Genomic DNA, 13,543 nt, shown 5'->3' with positions numbered 1-13,543 from the left:
ATTCGTGTTCGGTAATTTCACTATTACCTCACTAGATCGTATAATTAACCGCATTTCAGCATTGCTCACTCGCATACCCAAGGAGATTTTGTTTGGCTCATACCTATATACCTTTAGATATTTACCGCCGTAAGTGGATTTTCAACCACAAAGACTTACCTGTTACCGATGAGGATAAGGCGCATATCCTACCGTTAACGGACAAAAGTGCTATGGAGGTTTGGAACCAATGGCTCAGCAATAAAAGTAGTCGAGCGGAGCAATTTACTAAGGGAGATTGGGCAGCGAAGGCTGATGCTTGGACTGAAACTGATGACTGGCAAAGTATTTGGGACAGTGAAGATAGCAGTTTACCTGCTACGTTAGCCGATTTCATTCAATGGCCAGATGATACGCCGGTGTATTTTTGCTATGAAAAGTATCAAGTAATTGAAACTCGTTGGGATGTATTTGTCCGCAATTGGAAATGTTTTTTGTTCTTCGATGACGGTCCAATTCTGATCTCTTCAAAACAAAAACAAGCAGTCATGTTCGAACAAAATGGACAGTACAAGCTAGGTACTCGCGGTTAATTTAATCTTGTTTACACTCAAATGGCGTACTAATGCTTAACGCGAGTATGCCGAATTCCCCCATCACCACATCATGCTTAAACATCATTAATCTATCACTCTCCCCTCTCTTTAGATTAACATCCGTTTGCAGTGTTGAGTGTTTGCCAAATCGATACCAAGGTTTTAAAAAAATACTCATCAAAATCAGCTTTAAACCCAATAATTAGAATCTAAAAATGAGGTGTATTATGAAGTTACTCTCCACGCTTACTCTCGCAACCGCGCTGTTATTACCTAACGCAGTCATTGCAAAAGAAGTTTCAGGTGTGAAAGTTGCTGATAGTGTGACGTTAGATAGCCAGATTTTACCACTGAATGGCACAGGCGTTCGTAGTAAATTCTTTATGGATTTATATGTGGGAAGCCTTTATGTACCGACAGCCTTAAATAATACAGCAGCAGTCATCAATGCTCCGATTGCAGTCATTCGGCTCAATATTACTTCAAGCATGATCACCTCCGAAAAAATGCGCGATGCGATCATCGAAGGTTTTGAGCACGCCACAGCGGATAACACCGTCGATATCCAACCGCAGATAGATGCTTTTATGGCGCTATTTAATGAACAAATTAAAGCTGGCGACCAATTTACCTTAGTCGCCAATAAAACCCGCGGCGTAACGGCTTACAAAAATGGTCAAGAACAAGCGACTATCGAAGGTGAGATGTTCCGTCAAGCACTGTTAAAAATTTGGCTAGGTGATAAACCTGCCCAGAGCAGCCTAAAAGAGGCCATGCTGGGCAAATAACTTAACTTGACCTTAGAATTTGAAGCCGATATCCAAGGCAACAGCACCTTGGTTATCGATTTCAAGAGCCGTTTGGTTAGTCACTTCTACTTCACTATCAAAGTAGTAACCCGCGTACAGGTTAACAGAAAGTGCGGAAGTCGCTTGCCAACCACCGCGCAGATAACTGACCCATTCGTTAGTTTCTACTACGGTATCATCATCTTCGATGAGGAAACGCTCGGTACGGCGCGAACTACCAAAACCCATATTCCAAGTAGGATTAAATTTATAGCTTAATTCTAATCCAGCTGGGCCACTAAAACCGGCTTGGAAAGGGTTAGCCAGCGCCCAATGTTCATCTATCTGCCAACGCATGGCGAGATAAGGCACTGTCCGTACCTCATCAATATCGTTGAGGTATGCAACCCCAAAACCAATCATATTGCCCGATTTTAATGCATACATTACCGATGCCACAACACCATAACTCTGTGCTTGGTCAGCCGATGCAGTATCAGCGTAAGCATATTGGATCTGCGGTGCTAACGAAAAAGACCAGCGTTCATCCATGCGGTAGTTTAAAGAAACTCCAGCACGATAACGATTAATGTGATCCCAACTTTGTCCGTCAGAGCCAAATAATGATGAAACATTATTGGGTCCAGTAAGACTAATATTGCGCCAGTCATAATTAAGTCGATCGTAACCGACATTAAAACCCACTGACCATTGCTGATCTAGCGGCATATTCATGCCAGCACTGAGCAATAAACTGTCTCTTTGCAGCTCGGTATTGCCATTGGCAACCTCTGCACTTTGAGTGCTCACCTGGGAGATATTTAATCTGAAAGGCTTACTTTCCTGCGAAGGTTTATCTGCCGCGATCACCGCGCCACTCATTAATGGCAGCAACAATAAACCATATTTTAGTGTGAGGTATTTTGTACTCAGTTGTGGTTGTGGGTGTAGTTGATTAGCCACGCTTAATCCTTACATGTAAATGTCGAAATATATTTTGCGCATATGATACGCGCTATCAAACAGAAAAGTTCATACATCCAATGTTTAGATACAAAATGATACTTCTTGACTGAACTTTATGACTATAGTCGATGCGCCTTTAAAAACATGTCAGCACACCCTAAAATATATTTTTCTCTGTCACCAAGGAGTTCATCGACGGCCAATCCCAGCTCCAACTTTAATTTAAGTTCACCAAATAACATTAAACAAAAACGCACTGCACTATGCTGGGGATTACCAAAACAATATTTGCCAAGTAAATCTATAGCTGCCAGATAATCAGCCAATATACCCACGATATGCTGGGGCCCAGCCTCAAAAAATAACCGTGACACTTCGGGATGGCTCTCGGATTGGGCAACACAAGTTTTAAACACAGTGATGGTCTCTGGGCTGACTATCATCTTACCAAACTGCAGCGCAAATTGGGTCAAGGCTAATTCTGGCTCTGTTGGGTCACTTAACAAACCATCATTAAGGTTATGGCTAACGCATTTAGACTCGATTGCCGCAACAAATAGCTCATCTTTACTGCCGAAATAGGAATACACGGTTTGTTTTGACACTCCCGCGAGTTTTGCAACTTCATCCATGCTGGTATGGGGAAAACCTTGACGACAAAATAAATCAATCGCAGCCACAAGCACTTGCTGACGTTTTTGACCGCTACGGCTCAGCGGTAACTGTGATTCAGAGGAATGCGTCATATCAACTACCCACTCGTTAAACAGAAAATAAGTTTGCATGAGTTAAGCACGAAATAGACTAGACAGTCCAGTTCCGCACAATTAGACTAGCAAGTCCATTTACATTGCATTAACGTTTAACCTACAGTGGAAATACTGATTATGGATCTCACAGCAAGGCGCTTTTGGCGCACGACTCACATTTGCGTGTTTGCGTTTGCATCATTAACGGCCTGTCAAAAGGAAGTGACCGAACACGCCACTACAGTCACGCTGCCCACAGTAACAAGTCAAACGTTAATCCTAACGCCTAGTTATCAGCGTATTCAAACCTATACAGGCACAATCCGCGCTGGTAATACGACGGGGGTCGGTTTTGAATTAGCCGGCAAGTTAAACGAACTACAGGCCGATTCAGGCATTAAAGTGAAACAAGGGCAAATACTTGCAGTGCTCGATACCCGCCTACTCGAAGCGGAACGTCAGGAGATCCAAGCCAGTCTGGCACAAACCCAAGCCGATATTAACCTCGCCACCAGCACCTTAAAACGTAATCAACAATTGAAAAAGTCGGGTTATGTCTCTGAGCAATTATTAGATGAAAACCACGGGCAATTAAGTAGCTTAGCCGCAGTGAAAAACCGTCTACTCGCCTCACAGTATGCCAACCAACTTAAGCTCGATAAATCCATCTTAATAGCGCCCTTTGACGGCACCATAAGTCAGAGACTACATAATCTAGGTGAAGTGGTTGCCGCAGGTAGCCCTATCTTTACCTTGGTGGGAGATATCAATCCTGAAGCCTATATTGGCATTCCTGTCGCATTAGCGGATCAATTCTACGCCGGTCAGCAAGTACAAGTGAGTGTGCAAGATCAGATATTTACCGCCAACATTGCCGGTATCAGCGCTGAAGTAAATCCCGTCAGTCGCACCCTACAACTCAGAATAAGTCTGCCTAAAGATGCCCGTGTGATTAACGGTGAAATTGCGTATCTGCATCAACAACAGCAAGTCACGCAAGCAGGCTATTGGGTGCCGATTTCGGCGCTGACGGATGGTATTCGCGGATTATGGAATCTATATGTCATCAAAAACCAGGAGCAGCAATCTGTCATTGAGCGGCGGGATGTGGAAATTCTCTACACCACCCAAGACATGGCTTACATTCAAGGCGCAATTGAGCCCAAAGAAACCTATGTCACCCAAGGGCTGCATAAACTGGTTGTGGGTCAAGTCATATCTCCAAACTCTAATGCGCCGAGCCCGTTATGATTAAAGCCTTTGTTGAAAATGGTCGCCTAGTTAGCCTCATTATCGCGCTATTAATTGTGGCTGGCTTTGGCGCCATATCGAGTCTGCCGCGTACTGAAGACCCAAATATTACTAATCGTTTTGCCTCAGTGATCACGCCTTATCCTGGCGCATCGGCCGAGCGGGTCGAAGCTTTAGTGACTGAAGTGCTTGAAAATCAACTCAGACGCCTTGAAGAAATCAAGTTGATACAGTCGATTTCACGGCCTGGGATTTCAGTCATACAATTAGAATTGAAAGACACGGTCACAGAGACAGATCCCGTATGGTCTCGGGCGCGGGATTTATTGGCGGACGCAAAAGTAAGCCTACCGGAGGCTATACCATCTCCAACTTTGGATGATCAAATTGGTTATGCCTATACGGTCATTTTAAGCTTAGTGTGGGATGCAAAAACACCGCTTCGAGTTGATATACTCAACCGCTACTCCAAAGAATTACAGAGTCGACTTCGGCTATTATCGGGCACTGATTTTGTGAGGCTCTACGGCGCACCGGCCGAAGAAATGCTTGTACAGCTTGACGGTAATAAGATGAGCCAATTACAACTCACCCCTGCCACTATTGCCCATATCCTCAGCAGCGCCGACAGCAAAATTGCCGCGGGTGAAATTAATAATGATCACTTTCGCGCCTTGGTCGAAGTATCAGGCGAACTCGACTCACAAACACGTATTCGCCAAGTGCCACTAAAAATCGATACCCAAGGCCAGATTATTCGACTCGGTGACATTGCCACTGTGACGCGCCAAGTCAAAACCCCGGCAGACAGCATAGCGTTAATCGATGGTGAACAGGGCGTTTTTGTCGCCGCGCGTATGCTCAATAATAGCCGCGTCGATCTCTGGCAAGCACAGGTTGAACAAGTGGTTAATGAGCTTAATCACGACCTGCCGGCCAATGTTCGTATCCAATGGTTATTCGAGCAAAACAGTTATACCAGCGAACGCCTCGGTGGATTAGTTATCAATCTCCTGCAAGGGTTTGTCATTATTTTATTGGTACTGTTACTCACGCTTGGGCTAAGAAATGCCGTTATCGTGGCTATATCCTTACCACTTACGGCTCTATTTACCTTAGCTTGTATGAAATATATTGGTTTACCGATACACCAAATGTCGGTAACGGGGCTTGTTGTCGCCCTTGGGATCATGGTGGATAATGCCATCGTGATTGTCGATGCTATATCACAAAGACGCCAACAAGGGATGAGTCGTCTAAGCGCAGTGAGTGAAACCTTACATCACCTTTGGTTGCCGCTTGCGGGCTCAACACTCACCACCATTCTTGCTTTTGCGCCCATAGTACTTATGCCCGGCGCAGCGGGAGAGTTTGTTAGTGGAATCGCCATATCAGTGATGTTTGCGCTGCTGGGCTCTTACTTAATCTCCCATACTTTGATTGCAGGGCTTGCTGGACGCTTTAGCCATGAGGGCAAAAACGATGTTTGGTATCAACATGGGGTCAACCTGCCGCGGCTAAGCCAGTATTTTCAAACAAGCCTTAGAATCGCTCTCAAGCGCCCTATTCTCAGCGCATTAATTATTGGTATTACTCCCGCCTTAGGTTTTTACGCATCCGGTAAAATGACGGAGCAGTTTTTTCCGCCATCGGACAGGGATATGTTTCAGATTGAAATCTATCTTGCGCCCCATGTGAGCTTAGAAAATACTCTGCACCAAGTGCAACTGATGGATAAACAACTTCATACCATTACAGGTATTAGCCAGGTCGATTGGGTGGTTGGCGGTAATACGCCTTCATTTTATTATAATTTAACCCAGCGCCAACAAGGCGCCAGCAATTACGCCCAAGCTATGATTAAAGTGACTGACTTTCAGCGCGCCAATCAACTCATTCCTGAATTACAACAGCAATTTGATCGCAGTTTCCCCGAGGCGCAAGTGCTGGTACGCAAATTAGAGCAAGGCCCACCTTTTAACGCCCCAGTAGAGTTAATGATCTTTGGTCCAAATCTGGACACCTTGCGATCGATTGGCGACGAAGTGCGAAATATTCTCGCTAAAACACCGGACGTACTGCATACACGCGCAACACTCAGCGCAGGTGCGCCTAAGCTGTGGCTACAAGTGAATGAAGATGCCAGCTTAATGAGTGGTTTGAGCCTTACGGATATTGCTAAGCAAATCCAAATGTCGACTACTGGCGTTATCGGTGGCAGCGTACTAGAGCAAACAGAGTCCTTACCTATTCGGGTTCGGTTAGGTGATAGCAGCCGCGAAGAAACCAGCCGTCTGGCAGAAATTCAACTCGTGGCGCCTTCGGGTGAGGCAATTGCATTATCTGCTTTATCTCACAGTGATGTGCTTGTAAGCCGCGGCGCGATCCCAAGGCGAAATGGCCAACGAGTTAATACCATTGAAGCCTATATCGTCAGCGGAGTGCTCCCTGCCCAAGTGCTAAATGATGTTAATGATAAAATAGCTCAACTACAGCTACCATCTGGCTATCGAATTGAAATCGGGGGCGAAAGCGCTAAACGCAACGAAGCGGTAGGGAATTTATTATCAAATGTCATGTTAGTAGTAACCCTGCTATTAGCCACTGTAGTGCTGTCTTTTAACTCCTTTAGACTGACTGCGATTATCCTTCTAAGTGCCATACAATCGGCTGGGCTTGGGCTGCTCGCGGTATTTGTATTTGGCTATCCCTTTGGATTTCCGGTAATCATAGGATTACTAGGACTAATGGGACTGGCCATTAACGCAGCTATTGTGATCTTAGCAGAATTAGAAAGTACGCCGAGCGCTCGACTTGGCGATAGAGAAACCATCATTACCACAGTCAGTCGTTGTGGCCGCCATATCAGTTCGACAACCATTACGACTGTTGGCGGTTTTATCCCGCTCATCATCGCTGGCGGTGGCTTTTGGCCGCCCTTTGCCATTGCGATAGCGGGCGGAACATTACTTACCACGTTACTCTCACTCGTATGGGTACCGACTATGTACTTACTATTGATGAAACGGCGCAACCTGAAAACGCTAAGTTTCAATAATGGCGCAAACAAAGTAAGGATAAAGTAAAAAAATCTAAAAAGAACACAACAAAAAGTAATAACTAAAAACAGCTTAATACATCATCATTTCAAAAAAGTGGTGATGTATTAATCTAAAGGGTAAACAATCACTTGATAATCATTTTTAATCCCCCCTGCATTCAATTACACACCACAACAGCCTAAATAAACCACTTTTTTGGCCATAACTTAACCCAAAATCGATAACAAATAATAAATCTTAGACTCACATCAAGACCTCTAGCTAAATTTTCAGGTACATTGCGGCACCTTTACCTATAGGAACACATAATGAATTATAAACATTGGCCTATTGCAAAACAGATTGGGGCCCTCGCCTTTTTTCTTACCCTTATTATTTTTAGTATACTCAGTACCCTTTCCTATAAAGCGGCATCAAATGTACTTGAAGATAAAGGCATTAGTGCGATGAATGCTGAAATTAGTGCCTTATCAAGCATGCTAGAACTGCAATATGACAGTCTGTTACAACTTGCTAGGCGCAATGCTGATGTTTTTAAAGAAATGTATCCAGGGCAATTTAGCAAACCGAATAAAACCATTAACGTTATTGGCGTAAGCACTCCTGCGCTATTACACGAACAAGAACAAATTAATACCTCAAAAAGTAAGGTCGACCGCTTTGCGAACTTAACGGGCGGTAATGCCACCATATTTGTGCGCGACGGTGACGATTTTGTGCGTATTGCTACATCACTCAAAAAAGCCGATGGCAATAGAGCACTTGGTACCTATCTAGGCAAAAGTCATCCTGGCTATCAAACTCTGATCAGCGGCAAAGACTATGAAGGTTATGCCAAGCTGTTTGGCAAAGATTACATGACTGTTTATCGTCCGGTGAAAGACACTCAGGGACAAGTCATTGGTATTTTGTACATTGGTTTTGAAATAAGCGCCGTATTACAACAACTCCAACAAGCCGTGAATAATTTAGTCTTAGAAGAAACAGGCCATTTCCTATTAATGCACAAAGTCGACAATTTACTGGTCGCACACCCTCAATTTGCTGCTGACGAAAGAGTCACCGATTCCATGTTAGATGGCTTGAGCCTAAGCCAAGCAACACAAGATAATACCGACTGGCGTTATGCTAATAGCAAAGATGAAGCTATGTTTGCCCACAGTCAAACGGTGAATGGCTGGAACTGGGTGCTCATCGGCCAAGTAAAAATCAGTGAGCTCAGTGAAGAGAGCATGTATTTACTTAAAATCAACGCGATTGTGGCAATGACTGGAATCGCATTAATCACCGCATTACTGTCAATGGTGTTAATCAGAACGCTTAAACCATTACATGTATTACAAAATCATATGGAAACCTTAGGCCACGGTGATTTTAGTCGCCAATTAACGGCATCTGAACCGCAAAGCCAAAACGAAGTTGATAAAATTACCTCGAGTGTATCAATAATGTCCGCAGAGCTCAGGCAACTCATCATCGCACTGCAAACCTCGGTCACCAGCTTAGAGCAACAAGCAATACAAGCGCAAAACGTGGCACAACAAAATGGCGAAGAAGCGCAAGCTTTAATGCTACAAACCGATCAAATAGCCACGGCAATTGAAGAGATGTCAACGTCAATTCGTGATGTTGCCAATCATGCTCAAGCCGGCGCAGACCAGAGCCAACAGGTGGATCTTGCGGCTAAAGAAGGTCAAAAACAGCAAGTTCAAGTTGTACAAGACTTGCTCAAGCTAAGCCAGCAGCTCAATAGCAGCCATCAGTCAGTCGAAAAAGTTAGCCAAGAAAGTGAAGCGATTAGCAAAGTAACTGAAGTCATTAATAGCATTGCTGAGCAGACTAACTTACTCGCACTCAATGCGGCCATTGAGGCTGCGCGAGCGGGCGATCAAGGTAGAGGTTTTGCTGTGGTTGCCGATGAGGTCCGAGTTTTAGCCCATCGAACACAGTCATCTATTTTAGAAATTGGCCAGACTATTGGAAAGCTACAAACTCAAGTCAAAAATACGATGGAGCAAATGAGTCAAAGCCGTCAGTTAGGTATAACATCGGCCGCCCAAGGTGAAGCTACCGGTGAACAACTTAAGGAAATCACTCTGCGAATTGGTGAACTGGCAATTAGCTCATGTAACATTGCCTCGGCGACAGAACAACAGAGCAGTGTGGCCCAAGAAATTACTCATAACCTGCATCAGATCAGCGAGCTTGCGAGTGAAGGTGAGCTGCGTGCCTCGCAGACAGTCCATTCAGCGAACGAACTGTCCTCTTTGGCTGCAACTTTAAAGCGCCAAATAAGCCAGTTTAAAGCCTAGAAATAATCTTGCAGGGTGTTAATGACGTATCAATGCCGCCTAAATAGGCGGCATTTTTAAATGTTCTACTGATTAAAAATAAGTATGTAAAACAATATTTAACACCAATCGCATTAACTATCTGCTCATTCAGCTGGAGTTCAACGCGCTTTAGACAAGGCGAAGGCTTGAAAGCATAGTGGTGCTCTGCCAAAAGCCTTAAACGCTGTATAAAGCGCGTTGCCATGCAGTTAAATCAGCCGCCCTGTGAGGCTCTAAACTGATTAGATCGTTAATGTGATTGGTATAAAATAAGACTGGGTAGAATTAAGATAAAGGTAGGTTAGAGGCGAGAGCGGAATAACTCATATAAAGTCAACGCTAACGAACCATCATCACGCCCTGCATATTGGACTGTTCCTTCTTTACACATCTCAAATTATTAAAAATAGCCCAATAAAAAACCCCGCATGCGCGAGGTTTTCAATTCGAGTTTAGACGTTAGTCAGCGTCATCTGCCGCTCTGTCCATATTCTCAGTATTTTCAAGCCATAAAGCGTTGATGATACCGAAAGAACAGGCTAACAAAACCCCTAATAGCCACGTGAAATACCACATAGTATATGCTCCTTAAATTGTCAGTATCAGTAGAGTGAGACTTTATTATCTTCAATATGTTTACGGCTAATACGACCAAACATTTTGAAGTAAGTCCACACTGTGTAACTTAATACTAAGGGTACAAAAATCGCAGCGGCAACCGTCATCACACCTAAGCTTGTTTCACTGGCTGTTGCATCCCACATAGTCAAACTCACATTCGGATCTAATGACGATGGCATGACGAATGGGAACATTGCTGCACCACAAGTCAAAATTACCATAGCCACAGTAAGTGAACTAAATAGGAAGGCAAAACCGGAACGGTTAAAGCGACTCACTATAATCACTAACAGCGGTAACACCACACCTAAGATTGGGAATAACATAGTAATGGGGTATTTATCATAGTTAGTAAGCCAAGCACCGGCTTCAATCGCAACCGTTTTTAATGCAGGGTTAGAAACCGCATAATGATCGAGTGTCGATGTCACTACATAACCATCAATCCCATTGGCTAGCCACACGCCTGCTGCTGCAAATAACACCGCTACTAATAGCGCAAAAAATTGCGTAGCTTTTGCAGCACGAACGCGCAGCTCACTATCTGTCTTCATTTGTAGCCAAGAAGCACCCTGCATCATAAACATGCTTACGCTCACTAGACCTGCGAGTAAACCAAAAGGATTCAACAGACCAAATAGACCACCGTGGTATTTAGCACGTAGGAACTCGTCAAATTCAAACGGAACGCCTTGTAACAAGTTACCAAAAGCGACGCCGATGATCAGCGGAGGCACAAAACCACCGATAAACAAGGCCCAATCCCATGACTTGCGCCACTGTGGATTTTCAATTTTTGAACGGTAATCAAAGCCAACTGGACGCATATAAAGCGCAAACAGTACCAACATCATGGCGATATAAAAGCCAGAGAAAGACACTGCATACACCATAGGCCAAGCGGCAAATAACGCGCCGCCCGCTGTGATTAACCATACTTGGTTACCATCCCAATGGGGAGCAATGGTATTGATCATAATGCGGCGTTCGGTGTCGTCCTTACCAATAATCGGTAGCAACGCACCCACACCCATATCAAAACCGTCCGTTAACGCAAATCCGATGAACAGTACGCCGATCAGAGCCCACCAGATAACTCTCAACGTTTCATAATCAAACATAATGAAATCCTCTGCTTAGGCTTCTAATTTTGTGAAGCATTAGTCTCGAAATGATAACGACCCGTTTTTAAACTACTCGGACCAATACGGATAAACTTAAGCATCAAGAATACCTCAATCACCAACAGCACAGTGTAAAACAAGGTGATAGATAAAATACTGAACCATAAGTCGCTAGTCGTTAAGCTCGAGGCCGACATAAAGGTCGGTAATATCTCTGAAATGGCCCAAGGTTGGCGACCATACTCAGCGACAAACCAACCACACTCGATACCAATCCAAGGCAATGGCAAACTATAAACCGCAGCTCTAAGTACCCATTTTTTTTCTTGAATTTGATGACGAGTGCTTTGCCAGAATGCAGCAGCAAAAACAAACAACATAATAAAGCCTGCAGCCACCATTAAACGGAAGCTCCAGAAAATAGGTGCTACATTTGGAATTGAATCTTTAGCAGCGGCTTTAATTTGTTCTTCGGTCGCATCGACAATATTATCGGTATAGCGTTTGAGTAAGAAACCGTAGCCTAAATCCACTTTTGCAGCGTCAAAAGCGGCACGCAGTTCAGGAGTGACATCACCCGCACGCAATTTGACTAACATGGCATACGCTTTCATACCGTTACGAATACGCACTTCATGCTCAGCAATTAAATCGTGAATACCCGTGACTTCCTCATCAAGTGAGCGAGTAGCAATAATGCCCATTGCATAGGGTATTTTAATTGCATAATCAGTATGCATCGTTTCCTGATTAGGGAAACCAACCGCAGTGAAAGCCGCTGGAGCAGGTTCAGTGTGCCACTCAGCTTCAATCGCCGCTAATTTAACACGCTGTGCTTCACCCACTTTATAACCAGACTCATCGCCTAATACGATAACCGACAAAATCGACGCCATACCAAAACTGGCCGCAATCGCAAATGAGCGACGAGCAAAAGGTAAATCACGTTTTTTGAGGATATAGTAAGCACTGATCGCCAATACAAACATGGCACCAGCGACATAACCAGATGCTACGGTATGGACAAATTTCACCTGCGCGACGGGGTTAAATACCACCTCAGCGAAGCTGACCATCTCCATACGCATCGTTTCGTAGTTAAACACAGAACCGACTGGGTTTTGCATCCAACCGTTTGCGATTAAAATCCACAGCGCCGACATGTTAGAACCAAAAGCAACTAACCAAGTCACCATTAAATGTTGGCGTTTAGAGAAGCGATCCCAACCAAAGAAGAACATTCCCACAAAGGTCGATTCTAAGAAGAATGCCATCAGGCCTTCAATCGCTAATGGCGCGCCAAAAATATCGCCTACATAGTGCGAATAGTAAGACCAGTTTGTTCCGAATTGGAACTCCATTGCCAAACCCGTCGTCACACCTAAGGCAAAGTTAATTCCAAATAACTTACCCCAGAACTTCGTCATATCTTTATAAATTTGTTTATCGGTCATCACATACAGTGATTCCATGATAGCCAGCAAAAATGCTAGCCCCAAAGTTAAGGGAACAAATAGGAAGTGATACATGGCTGTCAGCGCAAACTGCAACCGTGACAGCTCAACAACCTCTGCAACAATCATCGGTGACTCCTTACGTGGTGCGTCCAATTGCTGTGAACATACACAATTATTCGCAACAAGTGCCTTGGTAGGATAGTGAGTTTCATTTTGTGCTTATATCTGTCATCAGTATAAACCGTTAAATTTAATCTTTCGCATTACATCCAAGCTGTACGGTGTAAAAAGCCCTCAGCCTCACAACATATCGAGACATGGGTCACACTATTACATAACATTGGGAGCAATACTTTACTACTTAATAGGTCAAATGAGTCATCAATATAAATATCAGCAAGTTAAGATATTTATTTACGCTCATCTACCGGTATTTTATACACCTGAGTTTGATTCAAATCAATCAAACTCAGTGGTTTAGATGGTTTTTGCGGCAAGGCACACACTTCCCTACCCAGCGGTATTGACAACACCAATCAATGAGAGTAGCAAACACGCATCATTCTATACAAAACCATGTTTTTACACCTTAGCCACAAAAATGGCACGCTAACGGT

11 protein-coding genes are annotated in these 13,543 nt (G+C 44.0%); 5 read left to right on the top strand and 6 right to left on the bottom strand.

Going from position 1 to position 13,543, the window contains the following annotated elements:
• The first annotated feature begins 92 nt into the window (after positions 1 to 92).
• Positions 93 to 572: a DUF2947 domain-containing protein gene (locus BW947_RS01900; RefSeq protein ID WP_076496625.1), complete on the top strand. Its 480-nt coding sequence runs from the start codon at positions 93 to 95 to the stop codon at positions 570 to 572.
• A 1-nt stretch (position 573) separates the two neighbouring features.
• Here BW947_RS01900 and BW947_RS01895 read toward each other — a convergent pair whose 3' ends face one another.
• A complete protein-coding gene (locus BW947_RS01895) occupies positions 574 to 753 on the bottom strand; it encodes a hypothetical protein (protein WP_076496624.1) in 180 nt (59 codons plus the stop codon).
• Positions 754 to 802: 49 nt separating this feature from the next.
• Between BW947_RS01895 and BW947_RS01890 the strand changes: the two genes are divergently transcribed.
• Entirely contained in the window at positions 803 to 1,363 is a 561-nt protein-coding gene (locus BW947_RS01890) for a chalcone isomerase family protein (RefSeq protein WP_076496623.1), read from the top strand.
• A gap of 12 nt (positions 1,364 to 1,375) precedes the next feature.
• Here the strand turns inward: BW947_RS01890 and BW947_RS01885 are convergent, their stop codons facing one another.
• Complete coding sequence (locus BW947_RS01885; protein ID WP_244153220.1) at positions 1,376 to 2,245, bottom strand: DUF6268 family outer membrane beta-barrel protein; 870 nt, start codon at positions 2,243 to 2,245, stop codon at positions 1,376 to 1,378.
• 203 nt (positions 2,246 to 2,448) lie between these two features.
• Complete coding sequence (locus BW947_RS01880; protein WP_076496730.1) at positions 2,449 to 3,075, bottom strand: TetR/AcrR family transcriptional regulator; 627 nt, start codon at positions 3,073 to 3,075, stop codon at positions 2,449 to 2,451.
• Between the two features lie 141 nt (positions 3,076 to 3,216).
• Here BW947_RS01880 and BW947_RS01875 point away from each other — a divergent pair, with 141 nt between their 5' ends.
• The 3 genes from BW947_RS01875 to BW947_RS01865 all read left to right on the top strand — a co-directional run bounded on the left by BW947_RS01875 (position 3,217) and on the right by BW947_RS01865 (position 9,703).
• Positions 3,217 to 4,329, top strand: coding sequence for an efflux RND transporter periplasmic adaptor subunit (locus BW947_RS01875; protein ID WP_076496621.1), 1,113 nt, complete (start codon positions 3,217 to 3,219; stop codon positions 4,327 to 4,329).
• Positions 4,326 to 7,415, top strand: coding sequence for an efflux RND transporter permease subunit (locus BW947_RS01870; protein ID WP_076496620.1), 3,090 nt, complete (start codon positions 4,326 to 4,328; stop codon positions 7,413 to 7,415). Before BW947_RS01875 ends, BW947_RS01870 begins: the two co-directional genes overlap by 4 nt.
• Positions 7,416 to 7,699: 284 nt before the next feature.
• Positions 7,700 to 9,703: a methyl-accepting chemotaxis protein gene (locus tag BW947_RS01865; protein WP_076496619.1), complete on the top strand. Its 2,004-nt coding sequence runs from the start codon at positions 7,700 to 7,702 to the stop codon at positions 9,701 to 9,703.
• 480 nt (positions 9,704 to 10,183) lie between these two features.
• On the opposite strand, the gene cydX is transcribed toward BW947_RS01865, so the two are convergent.
• The 3 genes from cydX to BW947_RS01845 are packed head-to-tail and all read right to left on the bottom strand — an operon-like array spanning position 10,184 to position 13,052.
• Positions 10,184 to 10,300, bottom strand: coding sequence for a cytochrome bd-I oxidase subunit CydX (cydX, locus tag BW947_RS01855; RefSeq protein ID WP_076496617.1), 117 nt, complete (start codon positions 10,298 to 10,300; stop codon positions 10,184 to 10,186).
• A 26-nt stretch (positions 10,301 to 10,326) separates the two neighbouring features.
• Positions 10,327 to 11,466: a cytochrome d ubiquinol oxidase subunit II gene (gene cydB / locus BW947_RS01850; RefSeq protein WP_076496616.1), complete on the bottom strand. Its 1,140-nt coding sequence runs from the start codon at positions 11,464 to 11,466 to the stop codon at positions 10,327 to 10,329.
• A 23-nt stretch (positions 11,467 to 11,489) separates the two neighbouring features.
• The gene (locus tag BW947_RS01845; protein ID WP_076496615.1) at positions 11,490 to 13,052 is read right to left on the bottom strand and encodes a cytochrome ubiquinol oxidase subunit I; all 1,563 of its coding nucleotides are present in this window, start codon (positions 13,050 to 13,052) and stop codon (positions 11,490 to 11,492) included.
• Between the last annotated feature and the right edge of the window lie 491 nt (positions 13,053 to 13,543).

It is taken from the genome of Shewanella morhuae (assembly GCF_900156405.1).
Taxonomy (GTDB): domain Bacteria; phylum Pseudomonadota; class Gammaproteobacteria; order Enterobacterales; family Shewanellaceae; genus Shewanella; species Shewanella morhuae.
Note: the sequence above shows the minus strand (reverse complement) of the source record. Positions and strands in the feature narration are given on the sequence as shown.